14 protein-coding genes are annotated in these 17295 nt (G+C 33.9%); 1 reads left to right on the forward strand and 13 read right to left on the reverse strand.

The features are described 5' to 3' along the window. Window positions 1-14 precede the first annotated feature (14 nt). The 10 genes from OEA66_RS04030 to OEA66_RS04075 all read right to left on the reverse strand — a co-directional run bounded on the left by OEA66_RS04030 (window position 15) and on the right by OEA66_RS04075 (window position 12614). Window positions 15-2390: a GumC family protein gene (locus OEA66_RS04030; RefSeq protein WP_267280174.1), complete on the reverse strand. Its 2376-nt coding sequence runs from the start codon at window positions 2388-2390 to the stop codon at window positions 15-17. 28 nt (window positions 2391-2418) lie between these two features. Beyond that, complete coding sequence (locus OEA66_RS04035) at window positions 2419-3228, reverse strand: polysaccharide biosynthesis/export family protein (protein WP_267280175.1); 810 nt, start codon at window positions 3226-3228, stop codon at window positions 2419-2421. Between the two features lie 104 nt (window positions 3229-3332). Continuing rightward, complete coding sequence (locus OEA66_RS04040) at window positions 3333-5294, reverse strand: polysaccharide biosynthesis protein (protein WP_267280176.1); 1962 nt, start codon at window positions 5292-5294, stop codon at window positions 3333-3335. Between the two features lie 290 nt (window positions 5295-5584). Next, a complete protein-coding gene (locus tag OEA66_RS04045; RefSeq protein WP_267280177.1) occupies window positions 5585-5830 on the reverse strand; it encodes an Fjoh_0651 family PID-CTERM protein in 246 nt (81 codons plus the stop codon). A gap of 7 nt (window positions 5831-5837) precedes the next feature. Then, on the reverse strand, window positions 5838-9137 hold the full coding sequence (locus OEA66_RS04050; protein ID WP_267280178.1) for a T9SS type A sorting domain-containing protein: 3300 nt from the start codon (window positions 9135-9137) through the stop codon (window positions 5838-5840). 64 nt (window positions 9138-9201) lie between these two features. After that, window positions 9202-9669, reverse strand: coding sequence for a regulatory protein RecX (locus OEA66_RS04055; RefSeq protein ID WP_267280179.1), 468 nt, complete (start codon window positions 9667-9669; stop codon window positions 9202-9204). A gap of 143 nt (window positions 9670-9812) precedes the next feature. Next, a complete protein-coding gene (gene glyA / locus OEA66_RS04060; RefSeq protein ID WP_267280180.1) occupies window positions 9813-11078 on the reverse strand; it encodes a serine hydroxymethyltransferase in 1266 nt (421 codons plus the stop codon). A 118-nt stretch (window positions 11079-11196) separates the two neighbouring features. After that, window positions 11197-11613: an arsenate reductase ArsC gene (locus OEA66_RS04065; protein WP_267280181.1), complete on the reverse strand. Its 417-nt coding sequence runs from the start codon at window positions 11611-11613 to the stop codon at window positions 11197-11199. Window positions 11614-11741: 128 nt separating this feature from the next. Continuing rightward, on the reverse strand, window positions 11742-12215 hold the full coding sequence (locus tag OEA66_RS04070; RefSeq protein WP_267280182.1) for a DUF6428 family protein: 474 nt from the start codon (window positions 12213-12215) through the stop codon (window positions 11742-11744). Window positions 12216-12284: 69 nt separating this feature from the next. After that, on the reverse strand, window positions 12285-12614 hold the full coding sequence (locus OEA66_RS04075; RefSeq protein ID WP_267280183.1) for an ArsR/SmtB family transcription factor: 330 nt from the start codon (window positions 12612-12614) through the stop codon (window positions 12285-12287). Between the two features lie 171 nt (window positions 12615-12785). On the opposite strand from OEA66_RS04075, the gene OEA66_RS04080 reads away from it, so the two are divergent. Next, the gene (locus OEA66_RS04080; RefSeq protein ID WP_267264825.1) at window positions 12786-13079 is read left to right on the forward strand and encodes a hypothetical protein; all 294 of its coding nucleotides are present in this window, start codon (window positions 12786-12788) and stop codon (window positions 13077-13079) included. 91 nt (window positions 13080-13170) lie between these two features. Here the strand turns inward: OEA66_RS04080 and OEA66_RS04085 are convergent, their stop codons facing one another. The 3 genes from OEA66_RS04085 to OEA66_RS04095 all read right to left on the reverse strand — a co-directional run bounded on the left by OEA66_RS04085 (window position 13171) and on the right by OEA66_RS04095 (window position 17193). Continuing rightward, window positions 13171-14583 carry a serine hydrolase domain-containing protein gene (locus OEA66_RS04085; protein ID WP_267280184.1) on the reverse strand — a complete coding sequence of 471 codons (1413 nt, stop codon included), beginning with the start codon at window positions 14581-14583 and terminating at the stop codon, window positions 13171-13173. Between the two features lie 38 nt (window positions 14584-14621). Next, the gene (locus OEA66_RS04090) at window positions 14622-15818 is read right to left on the reverse strand and encodes an efflux RND transporter periplasmic adaptor subunit (protein WP_267280185.1); all 1197 of its coding nucleotides are present in this window, start codon (window positions 15816-15818) and stop codon (window positions 14622-14624) included. A 106-nt stretch (window positions 15819-15924) separates the two neighbouring features. Then, a complete protein-coding gene (locus OEA66_RS04095; RefSeq protein WP_267280186.1) occupies window positions 15925-17193 on the reverse strand; it encodes an ABC transporter permease in 1269 nt (422 codons plus the stop codon). Window positions 17194-17295 lie beyond the last annotated feature (102 nt).

Below are 17295 nucleotides of genomic sequence, written 5' to 3' on the forward strand. Positions count from 1 at the left end.
AATACTCGATTATTTTAATACTTGCTGAAAAATTTTTTCCAGAATGATTGATTCCCGTCGGCTGAATATCCATAACCATATTTGTACCCATAACCATAACCACTGTGCATTTTATCAACGTCATTAAGAACCAACCCTACATTTTTAATTTTTTTATCTTTGATCTGTTTCGTGATAAAAGAAACCAGTTCTTTTTCTGTGTACCCAGAACGTGTTACATAAATGGTAACATCTGCCATATCTGCGATTAAGAAAGAATCTGTTACCAGCATAAGAGGTGCCGTATCTAAAATAATGTAATCATAATCTGTTTTTAAGTATTCAATCAACTCCTGGTAACGACCATTCGACAATAACTCCGTGGGATTTGGAGTGATTGCTCCGGAATAAATCACATCACAATACGGATTAAACGAAGTTGGATGGATAATTTCCGAGGCTTTCATTTCACTATCATACATGAATTCTGATAATCCAATCAATCCTCTTCTGCTTTCGTTATATCTTTGCAATTGCGGGTTACGGATATCCGAACCAATAATAATTACTTTTTTTCGCGGAGTAGCCAATGTAAGCGCCAAGTTAACCGATGTAAATGTTTTCCCTTCTCCTTTTACTGTTGAAGTGACAAACAAAACATGGCCTTTTTTATTCTTAGGAAGCATGAAATTGATATTCGTAATCAAAATTCTAAATGCTTCGGCCAAAGGAGATAAATCATTAACCTGCACGATTTCAGGATCTCCTTTCTGTAAAGATGGTAATTCACCAATCACCGTTGTACCACCAGCTAATTTTTCAAGATCATTTTTGGATTTAATCTTATTATTAAATAATTCAGACAAATAAATGATGGCAAATGGAAGTAGTAATCCTATAATCATTGCACCCAGATAGATAAGCATTCTCTTAGGAGAAACCGGAGATGGATTCGTTAACGCATCATCAACAATCCTTGCTTTAGGCGCTGCGATTGCTAAAGAAATTGCTGCTTCTTCCCTTTTTTGCAATAACAATAAATACAATTGCTCTTTGATATTCTGCTGTCTTTCGATGCTTCTGAATAATTTTTCCTGAACCGGAATTTTAGATATTCTTCCAGACAATCTGTTTTGCTCACCCAGAATATTGCTTCTTGAGATCTGAAGGGCAGATCTGCTTTTCTGTAAGCTCTGAATGACAGAACTTCTCATGCTGTTGATCTGTGAAGTCACATCCTGAACAATTGGGTTTGCGGATGTAGAGTTTTCCAACAAGCGGTTTCTTTCAATGACCAATTGATTGTATTTACTGATGTCAGATGAGGTATCTGAGTCTGAAAGCCCTACATTTAAAGGTAGAACCTGAAAATTCCCCTGCCTGTTGATTGAGCTAAGCAAACTGTTTACCAGCTCAAGCTGTGATTCATTTTCAATTTGCTTTTCTCTTCCGGATGCGGCAGTCTGCAAAGATAGTTCTGCCTCTGTCTGGATGTCCGCAATATTGTTCTGTACCTTAAAATTTTCTTTTTGAGCTTCAACATCCCCCAACTCTTTACTGATCAGATTGATTCTTTCATCAATAAAACTAGCCGTTTTCTGCGACTCTGAATTTTTATCTAAAATTGCTTCCCTGTTGTAATTTACCGCCAAACGATTTAAAATATCTTCAGATTTTTCCGGCACAGGATCTGTAATAGAGATTTTCAGAACGGTCGCTTCTTTCTGTACTAAACTTACATTTAATTTAGAAAGATAATATATTGCCCTGTTCATCCCGGACATAAACTGAAGTTTATAAACCTCGTCTGATTTAGAAACTTTGAAATTTGGATTTTTCTGAAACATTACCACACCAAAGGGCATTGAAACCGCTTTGTTGAACGGAGCTTTTATGGGTTTCTTAAAACTTTCCGACTCAAGAATAACTTCACCTCCAATCGTCTTAGCGATTACCTCTTTTCCAGGATAAACTGCTTTGTTTTTCTCACTAATAACCCTTACAAAAAAGGGAGCACTGCTTTTGTACAGTTCCGATTCTTTTATCTTGCCTTTAGAATAAATATTGGTTTCTAATGTCAATTCCCTAACTACAGAAAGCATCAGTTTCTTTGATTTTAAAATCTCAATCTCATTGTCGACAGAATTGGTTCCCATGCCTCCAATTCCTCCAAGTTCTGAAACAACAGACATTTCCGGTTGACCAGATGTGGATTTTTTGACTTCTTTGATTAGTAAAGTGGATTCACTGCTGTATACGGGAATTGTGTAGCGTAGGAAAAACCAGGCAACAACAATTGCTAAAACTGCACCGATGACAAACCAATACCATCGATACAAATAGGGCTTAATAATTTCCCTTAGATTTAAATTTTCTTCCTGAAAGTCTTCCTGATTCTGATTATATTCCACTGTTGATTTGATGTAAAATGAATTTGAATTAATTTTTAGTCAATGCTAAAACACCTATAACTAAAGAAGCAATAACCGATGCCACCGAAATATATAATCCTGTATTTGGGTCTACTCTCGCAGACTTTTCTCTGTTGGCATTGGGCTGAACATAGATCATGTCGTTTTGCTTAAGGTAATAATACGGTGAATTAATGAACTGAGCACTCGTTAAGTCCACTCTTTCCTTAGTAATCTGTCCATCAACATTTCTAACAATTAAAACATTCGTTCGAATACCGTAGGGCGTTGAATCTCCTGCTAAGGCCAAAGCTCCCAACAACGTTGTGCTTCCATCCGGGATGGTATATTGTCCAGGTCTATTCACCTCTCCCAATATTGAAACTTTAAAATTAATTAGTTTTAAATCCACCACTGGATTTTTCACGTACACTGAAATAAGGTCTACTAATTTTGTGCGAAGCGTCTCCACATTTTCTCCTTTGGTACTCACTGCTCCAATCTGCGGGAACATAATACTTCCATCGGTGTCTACTAAATACGTAGGTCCGGAAACCGGTAACTGCTGGGGCAGACTGTTTGAGCTTGGAGTAGAATATTGTGTAATTGTTGAAGTGGAAGAATACGACTGATTAAATGGTTTTACCACATCCATATCTTTTGCAGTAACCGTAATAACCAACTGATCTCCAGGCTGTAATGTACTTCGGCTGTTTTTAACAGCATTGTCCAAAGAAATATTATCGATGTCCTGCATGTAATTTATCTCCTGCCTTGGGGCACAAGAGAATACTGCAATACTTAAAGCTCCAACTAAAATATATTTCTTAAAATTCATTTTTGATAATTTTTTCACAAAAATAGGATTATTATTTTCTAAACAAAACTTGTTTTCAATTATATTAAAAATCTATTATTACAATATGTTAATACAAAATGCTTTTATAATTCAATGACATCCAGAGAATCATTTTTTTTATCTAAAGCTTCGAATTCTGAATTATTACTAATGAATTCCGGAACAATCGCTTTTAAAAGTGTTACCACCTGTATTTTATCTCTTTTAACAGCCGATTTAATAATCTGCTTACATAATATTTCAATTTCATTAAACCCAATGTTAGGATCTCTAGAAATCATTATTTTTTCGTGATGGGTGGGAATCGTTGTTGCATTATTACTTAATAATTCTTCATACAACTTCTCTCCCGGTCTTAAACCAATAAATTTAATCTTAATATCAACATCCGGAGTAAACCCTGAAAGTTTAATCATTCTTCTGGCTAAATCCAAAATCTTGACAGGCTCTCCCATATCAAACACATAGATTTCTCCACCTGAGCCCATTGTTCCTGCCTGAAGTACCAATTCACAAGCCTCAGGAATGGTCATAAAATATCTGATAATATCAGGATGGGTAATGGTTACAGGACCGCCTTTTTCAATTTGTTTTCTAAAGTGTGGAATAACAGAACCATTAGATCCCAAAACATTCCCAAAACGAGTTGTGATAAATTTTGTTATATTACTATCAGAGTTCTGCAGAGACTGTACAAAAAGTTCAGCCGTTCTTTTGGAAGCCCCCATTACATTGGTCGGATTAACCGCTTTATCTGTAGAAACCATTACAAAACGGTTCACTTTATATTTTTTAGAAAGTAACGCCAAATTTTTGGTTCCCAACACATTGACGAAAATCGCTTCGTGCGGGTTTTCTTCGATCAAAGGTACATGCTTGTATGCTGCCGCATGATACACCATCGAAAACTGGTAGATCTCAAAAATTTTTTCCAGCCTGTAGCTGTTTGAGATATCCGCCAAAACAAACTTGAATTTCTGATCCGGAAACTTTTCCAATAATTCCAGTTCTAGTTCATATAAAGGAGATTCCGCCTGATCCAATACAACAATTAGGGAAGGATTAAACTGAGCAACCTGTCTTACAATTTCACTCCCAATAGAACCTGCCCCTCCCGTTACTAAAACACTTTTCTGAAAATGTCTTTTTTTAATATCTTCATTTTCAATTTTAATAGGTTTACGATTTAACAGATCTTCAATCTGAAGCTGACGAATCCCGCCCACTAAGTCTGAATCCCGCATTTTACTTACTGTAGGTGCTTTTAAAACTTTAAGTCCATTATCCAATGCGCAAGTCATCCATTCTTCCAGCTCCTGTTTCGTCATGATCTCTTTTATAATCAAAACGGCATCAAACTGACTGACCAAATTTTTATCACCAAAAAACTTATCTATATTATAAATTTTATGACCTAAGAGAAGTGCTTTATGAGAATCTGATCTTTTTGTAAGAAAACCCTCTAAACGATAAGGATAATTAGGATTATGTAAAATGGCTCTTGCCAAAGAAATAGAAGCATCCCCCACTCCAACTACAGCTATTCGTACTTTTGATGTTGAGCCTTTGAAGTCGATCAAAATATTAAAAAACTGTTTGGTAAACATCCTGAAAAAAAACATGATGGAAACCGAAATAAAGAAATATAAAAATAAGTTAGGATATAAAAACAATGATTTCCCTAACCAGATCTCGGTTGCGAAATTAATTCCCAGTAAAGTAATCAAAGTACTTCCGGATGATAAAATAATTTTAAAAAAATCAAAAAAAGTAGAATGCCTGATAATTCCTGCGTAGGTTTTAAATACAAACATAAACACCACATTAACAGCAATGACTAAAATCCTTTGCTGAACAATATACTCAGGAAAATTCACTTTCACATGAAGCTTCTCAAGAAAAATATATGACAAAAGTATTGACAGCAGTATGATCGAGATATCTATAAGAATAACAATCCATCTAGGTATATATCTTAGCTCTGTGAGCTTCACAATATTATCTCCGTTATAAAGGGTAGCAAAAGCATCATTTAGCTTTCTCATTCAACATTTTTAGTGTTTTAGTTTTATTTTGCAAATGTAATCATATTATTTCTATAAAAAAATTAGTAATTGGTATATTTTTATATCAGCACCTAAATTATAAAGCAATGCATTCTATAGAAAAATCAATAAACACGGGTGTATTTCATGTAAAAAAGTGAAAATAATTAATTAAAACAAGCTCATTCATTAAAATCGTAAAATTGTTTTAATAAAATTTAATATCTGGTCTAAAAAAATCCCCAAAGCAAATGTTTGGGGATTAAGATGAATATAATTAAGTTTTATTCTTAATTATTTTTCGCTGTATTGTTTTTATTTGTGTAAGCAAATGCTAAAGCAGTTGCAACCATTAATAAAACGGGAATGTATTGATCTATGGGAACAGACCCCGGGTCTGGATCTCCAGGACCTGCAGGATTATCTCCATCTGCCATCGTTGACATTTCCGGCTCATCATACACATATGGATTAGTCGATTGCCCAAAAGCGATGCTAGAAACAATCATTGAAAACATTATTATTATCTTTTTCATCGTCTTCTTATTTAATTATTTTTTGAGTATATTCTTTCCCTTCAGATACCGCTTTCAGAATATACATTCCTTTAGCCTGAACTTTTACCGTTACTGATTTTGAATTTGCAGTAATTTGTTGAATCTTTCTACCTGCAGCATCAAAAACCTCAACGCTCTGGATATTTTTATGATTTCTTACCACGAAGTCTTCACCATCTCTGTACACTTCAAAAGCACCTTTTTCAGCTTCGTTTGTAGATAAAACATTTAATTTATATACAATTTCAAATCTGTCTGTGAAATCTCCTGCACTCGCTGAAAAATTATATGTCCCATTCTGAAGGTTTGTATAAGTTCCTGACTGTTTGTCATGTAAATAAATTTCCTGCCCATTTGTAAACAATCCTTCTTTATGAGATAAAGAAATTGTAAAGTTTCCAGTTTCGAAATGTTTGTTACCCAACTGTACAACATCATTTACATTAAATGGCGCTCTACCCTGAATTACTAATTTTTCAGTTCCTGCCAAACTATAGAAAGCGTCAGAACCCATCCCCATCGCTTTTGAATCATAAACATCGTAAGCATCTGAAGCCCCTTGACTGTAAGTGATTGCCTGAGTTACATTATTTCCGTAAGATGTTGTTAGCTTAACCCAGAATTTACCTGCTATAGTGTTAAGATTTTTATTTAAAGTAACTGCTGTATTCGAAGCACGGATTGCATTGGTAAACGTAGCAGATCCTGCAGAAATTGCCTTAACAATAAATCCTTGCCCAATTTTAGCAAAAGCTCCGATTCCATTAAGTGCTGTACTATTGTATCCTGTTGTGTTCGGAGCTTCCGTCCATGTTCCAGATGGTCCATTGAAAGTAGCATAACCTACATTTACTGCTGTATTGCCTGTTTGTGTAGTTACATTTCCTGTTGTATTGTCCCACAACCACATTGTTGGTGCAATTAAAGTACTGTTTGCATTATAGAATGCAGTTAAATTGATATTAGAAGGATACGGATTACCAATAAGATTATATCCGAAACTTGCTGTACTCAAAGCAACATTTACATTCCCGTTGTTAGGAATTTTAGCAGAACCTCCAAAAGAAACACTTGCATTAGTTGCTGGTACCTTTACTGAATATCCTTTCCCTGCATTTCCTGTAAAGCTTGTATCAGCATTCGTGACATTAGGATAAAGATTTGTAGCCGTATCATAAGTCATTACATAAGTTGGAGGTGTTGCAGAAGATCCATTTGAGTATGCTGTATATAAATTTTCATCAGTTATCGGAGAAGACCAGAATACATACTTCGTTGCAGGACTTGCGCTGTTTCTGTTTGCAACAAATGATGCTCCAGTTCCTGCCGTATAAGTTCCTCCAACCGTCTGAACAAAGTTACCCCCGTCATTTACAATAATATTACCATTGTTGGTCATGTTTCCTGTCGTAAACGTTTGACCTGAATTGATTGTAAGTGTTGTACTTTGATTAACAGTCATTGATTGTGCTGTAAATCCATTTCCTGTATAATTACTTGAGATATAAGCATCAAGAGTTGAAGAAGGAGTACCATTTGACCAAACTGTACCATCCCAAATTGTAGCATTAGCTCCACAAGGTGTAGTTGTTGTGTAAGTTGTTGTAAATCCTCCTGAAACCAGCTTAATATCATCAAGATACCTAACTGCAGTCGTTCCATTATATAACAAGCGGACATAAACGTTCTGATAAGCTGATAAAGAAGTTGTTTTTTCAGTCCAAGTCCCATTTATAAACTCATTCATAGGATAAGTTGCAACAGTTGTCCAATTGGTACTGTTTGTTGAAACCTCTACCTGAATATTAGTATTTGTATTGGTGGATGTCCTCAAAAATGAAAACGAGATTGAAGTAGGAGAAGAAACCAAATTATTAAATTGAGTAGGCACTGTATTACTATTAATCCTACCAGAAAAACTTCCTGTTTTAGCTTCAGTGCTTGATTTTGTTGCTCCCGAAGTCCATCCAGTGTCCGCATCCTCAAATCCGTATGAATACGTAACAGCAGGAGTGCCTGTTGTTAACTGATATACAGCATATAAAGTTACATTAGCTGCTGTTGTTGTATATGTGCTTCCACCTAAGTACTGTGGAGCAGAAGTAGTATTTGCATTAGTCCCCCAACCTGCAAAAATAAGATTTCCGCAACTTGGTAGAGTAGGTAAAGAAATTGTATTTCCTTCGTATGTTATAAAAGGAAAATTAGAATTTGAATAAGCAACTGTATTATTAATTAATGATAAAGTAAAGTTGGGTTTTGCTTCAAAATTAATTTGAACCTGTGTAACAGCACTTGGTGTTACTGTAAATTGATTCCCATTTTGAGATACAGCTGCCGCACCACTGATAATTGAGTATGCTGGTGTAGCATATGTATATCCCGCTGCGGGAATAGCTGTAATTATATTATTTGAGACTGAAACAGTTCCGAAAGCTGCATTATTTGAGACAGCAGAAACAGGAAATGCAACTTGTCCAGCTACTGCTTTCACAACATTTGTTGCACCTCCTCCCGAAATCGTAATGCTTCCAGAATAAGTACCTGCAGTAAGTCCACTTATTAAACGAGCATATACGTTCTGATTTGTAAATGTACCATTAGAATAAGACAGTATTTGACTAGGCGCATAAGATGTACCGTCTAAAGAAACTTCAAAATTAGAGGAAGCCGAAACTGTAACTCCGTTAACATTTAAATTCACTCCAGAAACTGAAACTGACTGATTTATAGACGGTCCATTACCTTCTACATATGTAAAATCTATAAAACTACCAGAAGCCGAAAGGGTTGGTGATGTTAGTTTAGTAATAGAAACATCATCCATTGTCATATTTTGATTACCTCTCGTAAAAGTCCATTTTACATATCTTGTAGTAGAGTCCAATTGGTAATCACCTTTTACCGTACATGATGTAGGTAAATCAGCAGTTCCAATCAAATTTACTACTGTAGTATAATTTGTTCCGTCGCTTGATTCTTGAACTAATAAAGATGAGCTTGTAGTAGCATTAGATTTTACAACAAAAGATAATTTGTCAGGCGTAGAATCTAAACGTACTATTTTCGAATCTCCTGTAGCGTCAAATCTAGCACCATTACTACCCGAGCACGCAAAAGTAGTTAAATAGGTTTTAATGGGTGAATCAGTCCAACCTGTAGGCGAAGAATCCCATGTTGTTCTAGTGTGAGGAAGTGTCACGGTTTGCCCCCATCCCCAAACCGAGAATAGAGCCATCAAAAATGCCATTAACATCTTTGACAATTTTTGTAGTTTTAAATTCATATAAATTATTTTTTTCGTCTGACAAATCTAAAAAATATTAATGAATGTTAAAATTACATATATGTTAATTTTCAATTACTTGCAAAATAGCCTCATATTCGAAGCCTCTGCTTAGAAGATATTTAATAGTCTTGGATTTTTTTTGATAATTCTGCAATCCTTTCAATTTACCATCATAATTTTCGTATATCTTATTTATTATTTTTAAATAATCATTTTCATCAATTTCATCAAAACAGCTAGAGATTAGTTTTTCAGTAATTCCTTTTTGTTTTAAGTGCATCTTTATCTTCGTCTTACCCCAGCTTTTTATATAAAATTTTCCGCGAATATAGCTTCGGGTGAAACGTTCTTCATTCAGATAATTTTCTTTCATTAAATACAGAAGAATTTCTTCCTTTGCTTCAGGAATTAAAACGAACTCCCGCATTTTTTGTTCTACCTCAGCATGACAACGATCCTGATAAACACAATAATTAACTAACTTTTGTTTAGTTTCTTCAAAGGTGAAAAGTTTTTTTTCCGACTGCATAATTATATGATGAGTAATGAGTAATGAGTAATGAGTAATGAGTAATGAGTAATTAAAATTACTATTTATTAAAAAGAGGCACAAAATAATTTGTACCTCTTTATATTATTTGATTTATTTAAAGCTAAAAAGCCAATAGCTGATTAGTAATTGAACAAAGCTTTTCCTTCCATCAATCCGTTTACTTTTTTTCTAACTTCAGAAATTACTTCTTCATTTTTAATATTATCAACAACTTCAGAAATTAATCCTGCTATTGTTTCCATATCATTTTCTTTAAGACCTCTTGTGGTAATCGCTGCAGTTCCTAATCTGATACCAGAAGTAGTGAACGGAGATTTATCATCAAAAGGAACCATGTTTTTATTACAAGTAATGTCTGCTTTTACCAAAGCTTTTTCAGTTTCTTTTCCGTTTACGCCTTTATTTCTAAGGTCTACCAACATCAGGTGATTATCTGTTCCGCCGCTTACAATATCAAACCCGTTACTGATCATTGCTTTTGATAAAGCCTGAGCATTAGATTTAACCTGTTTTGCATACGTTAAAAATTTATCATCAATTGCCTCAGCAAACGCAACCGCTTTACCTGCAATTACGTGCTCTAACGGACCTCCCTGAATTCCAGGAAAAACAGCCCCGTCAAGAACCTGACTCATCTGTTTGATTTCTCCTTTTGGAGTTTTATGTCCGTAAGTATTTTCAAAATCTTTTCCCATCATGATCATTCCACCTCTTGGACCTCTAAGAGTCTTATGAGTCGTTGTTGTAACAACATGACAGTGTTCGAATGGAGAATTTAATAATCCTTTAGCTACCAAACCTGCAGGGTGTGCAATATCTGCCCAAAGTGTCGCTCCTATTTCGTCTGCAACCTCTCTGAATTTTGCATAATCTAAATCTCTTGAATATGCCGAGAAACCTGCAATTAACATTTTTGGTCTTTCTCTTAACGCTACTTCTCTCATTTGGTCATAATCAATCAAACCAGTTTCCTGCTGCACTCCGTAAGAAACGACATCGTACTGAATTCCAGAGAAATTCACTGCAGAACCGTGAGTAAGGTGACCTCCCATTGAAAGATCCATCCCCATGATTTTATCTCCAGGCTTTAAAACTGCCAAATAAATTGCAGCATTTGCTTGAGAACCAGAATGCGGCTGAACATTTACATAATCAACACCGAAAAGCTGTTTTGCTCTTTCTATTGCCAACGTTTCAACCTCATCTACCACTTCACAACCTCCGTAATATCTTTTCCCGGGATATCCTTCTGCATATTTATTTGTAAGTACACTTCCCATCGCTTTCATTACATTTTCAGAAACAAAGTTTTCTGAAGCAATAAGTTCTAATCCGTGGGATTGTCTCTCTCTTTCTTTTTCGATAAGGTCAAAAATAATGTCCATTTACTTTTAGATTTTTAGATTTTGAATGTCAAAATTACGGAATTTCATGTAGAATACATTATTCATTCTCATGATTTTTATTTTTTGAAAGTATTTATTATAAGTATAAATTTTAAAATTATAAATTCTGATTAACAAATTCTTTACAGTACATTTTAATTTCATCTGTTATTATCTTGAATTGCTCATCGATTTCTTCTTCCGTTCCCTGAGCTTTCGCAGGATCTGAAAAATTATGATGAAATACTTTTGCAGTAGTAGGAAAATACGGACAGTTTTCTTTGGCATTATCACAAACCGTCATCACAAAATCAAAATCCACATTTTTATATTCATCAATATTGTCGGAAGTATGATGCGAAATATCAATTCCTTCTTCCATCATTGTTTTGATTGCTTTTGGATTGACTCCGTGAGTTTCTATTCCTGCACTATAAATTTCTGCTTTATCTCCGGCAAAACTTTTTAAAAAGCCATGTGCAATCTGGCTTCTACAACTGTTTCCTGTACAAAGTACTAATATTCTCTTTTTCATATTTAAACGAGTAACCAAATGATATTAATGATACAAAATTTAGGATCAAACCCGAAAATCATCTGCAAAATAATTACTGATGAGGTGATGATTAAAGGTTTTTTATATTTAATGATTAAGTTTTTCATTTAGCAACATCCTGATTTTGGATTACAGGAAAATTCGGTATTATTTCTTAACTCATTAAGATTTAATTTGGGCTTTTCATTAGAAATTCCACAAGCTTCTTGAGCTAAACAAGCTGTTGTTTTATTTTTTAAAACGAAATGCTTTCCCTTGAAATCCAAATTATATTTTCCAACAGTTTCAGATTGGTATTCTACTTCGATTTCAAAATCTTTAATACCTAATTTTTCTTCGGAAAGTTGAATGATTTTTAAAAGTTTTTCGGGTTTCAGACGATGTTCAAAATCATCAGCATTCCATAGTTGGAAATTGATTACTTTTTCTGAGCGAACCACACCTCCGCAATCGATGAAATTTTTAGTAATCATTCCCACTTCTGTCACATGAAAATGTTCCGGAACAAAATTCCCGTTTTCCAATTGAAATTCTACATTATCCAGAGTTGGTAATATTTCTTTGATAGCTGATAATTTCATATTTATGATTAATTTATATTTATTGTAATATTGCTATATAACGATTATAATTATTAAAAAAAATGCTTTTTAACAGCAAGTTTTTGACTGAGTATCCTGATTGAAAAATGAAGTTAATTCATCTTCCACACTGTTCCAAATATTATCATCAATACAATAACAAACTGATTTTCCTTCAATGGAGCCTTTGATGATGCCGATATTTTTCAGCTCTTTTAAATGTTGGGAAATTGTTGCCTGAGCCAAACCCAATTCCTCTACCAGATCATTACAAATACAAGCTTTTTGATTGATGATATGTTGCAAAATTGCAATTCTGGCAGGATGCCCTAAAACTTTGAAAAGGGTTGCTAATCTGTTTTGTTTTGCGGTAAAAATTTCTGTTTTTGTAAGTCCCATAAATTATTTTAACATTGCAATATTACGATAATAAAATATAGCAGAGAAATTAATCTTCAAATAATATTTAAAATCATAAAATTTAGTAAAAGTTGGGTTTAAACAATGATAGTTTTTAATGAAAAAGATATATTTGTATAAATCTTAAAAAGAAAAAAAATAGTCTGAGTTATGGGAAAGAAAAAATATAAAAAGCAACTAATCAACTCTTTGAAATCTCTAGGTCAATCTGAACATTATATTCTTGAAAGCATGACTAATCTTATGCTTTTAGGAGAACTAAAGAAAAGTAAAATTGAGTTTAAAGATGGCGATACATTCAGTTTTAAAGACAATATTTTTGATTACAGCGAAGATAAAAACATCAGAAAATTAGCTAAGCTTCGCAGAAAAATGATGACCACGATGAATAAAATTGTGGAGAAAAATGATTTTAAAGATAAAGAAATCAAGTTTTTGAGTTAATATTTAATGTTCATCATTACACAAAATAAAAGAGTCCGTACATTGGTAATGTGTACGGACTCTTTTTATGTTTTCAGATAACTTCTAAACGTTATTTTCCTTCAGCGACATTCATCAGTTCAAAACAAAGCTGATCAATATTTCCCATTTTGGGATTGAAAGCCGAAATATTTGATAAAATAATAACTGCATTTTTATTTTCAGTATTAAAAGCTAAGGATGAAGAATACCCTCCGGTTCCACCGTTATGCCACAAAAACTCTTCCTTATTTTTGCTTTTTAAAATATGCCATCCCAACCCGATTTTCATCTTTTCATTAATCGTAAAACTTGGTTTTCTTGTTAATGCCAGTACTACATTTTTCGGATTGAACTGAGCCTGTACAAATTTTGACAAGTCTTCCGTGGTCGATAAAATTCCGCCGCCGCCAAATAAAGCATCAAAATCCCAATTAGGAACTTCTTTTCCATCTGTGTTGAGTCCGGAAACCAATTGATCTCTCAGGTTTTGTGAACTCGTATAAGAATTGTTCATTTTATATTGATCGAAGATTCTTTTCTGCAGTAATTTCTGAAATGTTGTTTTCTGACTCAGACCCAATGTGTAACCCAATAATCCTGCACCCAAATTAGAATATTCATATTTTTGAGGATTATTTTCTAATTTCAAATTGTTTTTAAGATAACTCTCAATATCACTTTTACCGTAATTTTTATACGGATTTTTTTCGTTTGATGCATTCAAATTATCTGGTAAGCGCGGCAAACCGGAAGTATGATTGGCTAAACTTTCAAATTTGAGTTTTATATTATCTTTAAATCTAAAAGCATAATAAGAATTTATATTATCGTTTAAATTAATCTTTTTATCCTCAACCAATGAAGCCAAAACCGTTGCCGTAAAAGCTTTCGTAAGAGAACCTATTTCAAAAACTTGATTTTGATTTGAAACGCTTTTTACCGAATCATTTCGTTTGATAATTCCATAAAAACTGGTTTTTCCATTTTCAATAAAAGCTATTGAAACCTGAGTATTATTCGGAAAATCTTTGACCTTTAGGAATATACTTTCACTAATTTTTTCAGGAAAGTTTTTTAATGCATTTACCGTTTTGTTATTCGTAACAGCTTTATTTTCTTTTGGCTCTTCAAAAGGTTTTACAAAAAATCCGTTGATTTTATTTTTGTCATCTAAAGAAATATTCACCGACAAAACAGCTCTCTCAAATTTGGTTTTGTAATTAGCATACGTTTGCTGATTATTGACAAATTCTTTACTTTGAATGGCGCCAACCTGCTGTTTTAATCCTGATAAAAACTGTTTTGTATCTTCAAGAGGTAATGCTTTTTGCATTTCAGGGGAGAAACTATTAAAAATGTTTTCGTATCTCCCGGAATTATAATCATTCTGAAAAACATCGAATGCAGTTTTGTAGTTATTTGACTGAGCAAAACACAAAGTAGCCATCAGACTGAGCATCAAAAAAGATAATATCTTCTTCATATCTTTTCGCCGAAATTTAAATTAAATTCTTTCTAAATTTATTTCTTCGCTTTTTCTTTCAACTCTTCTTTGTCTTTATCAGAAGGATTCCACACTTTTACATCTGCGTTTTTATCGATTCCTGAGAGAATCTGCACATTAATTCCGTCGCTTGCACCCAATTTCACATACGTTTTCTTGAATTTTCCGTCTTTTTGTTTCACCTCAACAAAAGGAACGTCTTTACCGTTTTTCTTTTCATACTGAACCAAGGATTCATCCAAAAGCAAAGCATTTTTCTGAGAGCTCATTACAATTTCTCCATTTGCTGAAAATCCGGCTCTGATGTATTCGTTATTTGGATTTTTCACATCACCTTCCACCGGGAATTTTATCGTTCCGTTGGTATCTTTTCCTTTTGGAGCAATCATTGTCAATGTTCCGGGAAAAGATTTATTCTGTAAAGCTCCGATAACGATTTTCATATCCATTCCCTGCTTTAGTTTTCCAGCTTGAGCTTCATCAATTTCACCTTGGAAAATTAATGAATTTAAATCTGCGATTGAACAAATCGTTGTTCCTGCGTTGAATGAATTCGCTTCAATTACCTGACTTCCCACTTTTACGGGAACTTCAAGAACAGTTCCTGCAGCTTTTGATCGAATCTGTGTTGTTGCCAAGCCCTGCAATTCAGGAATAGCACCGGTTTTAACAATCTGTAAAGATTTTTGTGCAGTTATCAATTGCTGATTAGCATTTTTCAACGCTTGCTGCTGCGTATATAATTGCTGTTGAGCCGTCAAATATTCCTGCTTAGAAATTACCCCTTGTTTGTACAGTTTTTCTGACATCGCAAATTGAGTTTGTGCATTTGAAACATTCATTTTTGCATTGCTTATTTGCAGCTGTGAATTCTGAACATTTTGTGTTGCACTATTTACTTCTGCAATGTTTGGAATAATTTTCACCGTTGCAATCAATTGTCCCACTTCTACTCTATCTCCTTCATCCACCAGAATTTTATCGATAATTCCTGCAATGTTTGGTTTAATTTCAATTTCCTCTTTCGGAACAATTTTCCCTGTCGCCATTACCTTGTCTTCCATATTCTGAATAGACGGTTTTCTCGTAAGGAAAGCTTCGCTTTGTGTGGAATTTGATTTTACAAGATAGCTGATTCCTGCAAATAAAGCCCATGCCAATAAAAGTCCTAAAAGTATATAAACAACTTTTTTCCAGGTGAACTTCTTTTTCATATGTAATTTTTTATTTTTTTAATTAAATTAATTTTTAGATTCAGAAATTAAGAGATTTATAAATTCTTGTTCGATCATTTTAAATCTTAACTCATAATTCATAACTCTATTCGCTTCTTAATGCTTCAATTGGGCGGATTTTCACGGCTCTTTGTGCCGGAATCATTCCGATAATTAAGCCTAGAATCACCATTACCGTCATGGCGCTAAAAACATTTCCGTAATTGACGGTCGGATTATAAAAAGGGAACTCATCCTGATTTTGAGTGAGTCCATTAAAAATCATCAACACAAAAATACCGAAGATAAATCCCAGCAAACCCGAACTTAAGGTAATCACCACACTTTCCAGCAAAATCTGATTTCTCACTTCTGAAGGTTTCGCACCTAAAGCCCTTCTGATGCCAATTTCTTTGGTTCTTTCTTTTACCGTAATCAATAGAATATTTGAAATAGCAATTACTCCTGCAAGAATAGTTAAGGTTCCTACAATGATGGTTAAAAGCTGCATTCCGGTTAAAAACCCTGTCAGTTTTTTAAATTCCTTTCCAAGGTTAAAACTTCCAAAAGCATTAGTATCTTCCGGAGAAACCTTATTTTTCTTTTTCAGTTCGGCTTTTACTTTATCTTCCACTAAATTTACATCTGCATTAGGTTTACTTACAATCGCAAAAACATCTACATTATCACCGTCATTATAAATTTTCGTAAATGTAGAAAGCGGGATAAAAACCGTTTGATCATTATCCATTCCACCACCTCTTTTCACTCTGAAAACTCCGATTACATTAAAGAAAATACCTTTTACGTTGATTGATTTCCCAATCGGATTTTCATTCTTTTTAGCATCAAAAAAGTTTTTGTAAACCTCTTCACCAATAACCGCCACACTTTTATTTCCTGAAACATCGGCATCATTCAAATACCTTCCGTAAATCAGTTTTTTTTCTGAAATTTTATTTCCAATCGGATAATCTCCATTCAAAGTATAGGTCGCGGTCTTTCCGTTTCTGGACATTTGTTCTCCTGCACTTCCAAAATTACCTCTTGAATTTTTTGGAGAGATATAATCAATTTCGTTAATTTTTCGTTGCAGCATTTCGACATCCTGAAGTTTCAGATCCATCGCTCTTCCTTTTGGAAAACCTTCGTAAGGAATGGAAGTATTCTGTGCCCAAAGAAAAATAGAATTGGTTGCAAAACCTGAAAATAATTTATCAAAACCATTTTCCATCCCTTTTGCAGAACCCAGTAAAACCACATAAAGGAACATTCCCCAACCCACGCCAATCATGGTAAGAAACGTACGAAGCTTATTATTCTTCAGTGAATAATAAATCTCCTGCCATGTATCTTTTTTAAATAAAATGTTCATCTTTAAAATGTCAATTTTTTACTTTGTAAAAGTGAATTTTGCTTCGCTAGTCAATTATTTTCAATGTGAATTTCTACAAGTGAATTATCAATTTCTCCGAAT

This window comes from Chryseobacterium luquanense (assembly GCF_026460945.1).
Taxonomy (GTDB): domain Bacteria; phylum Bacteroidota; class Bacteroidia; order Flavobacteriales; family Weeksellaceae; genus Chryseobacterium; species Chryseobacterium luquanense.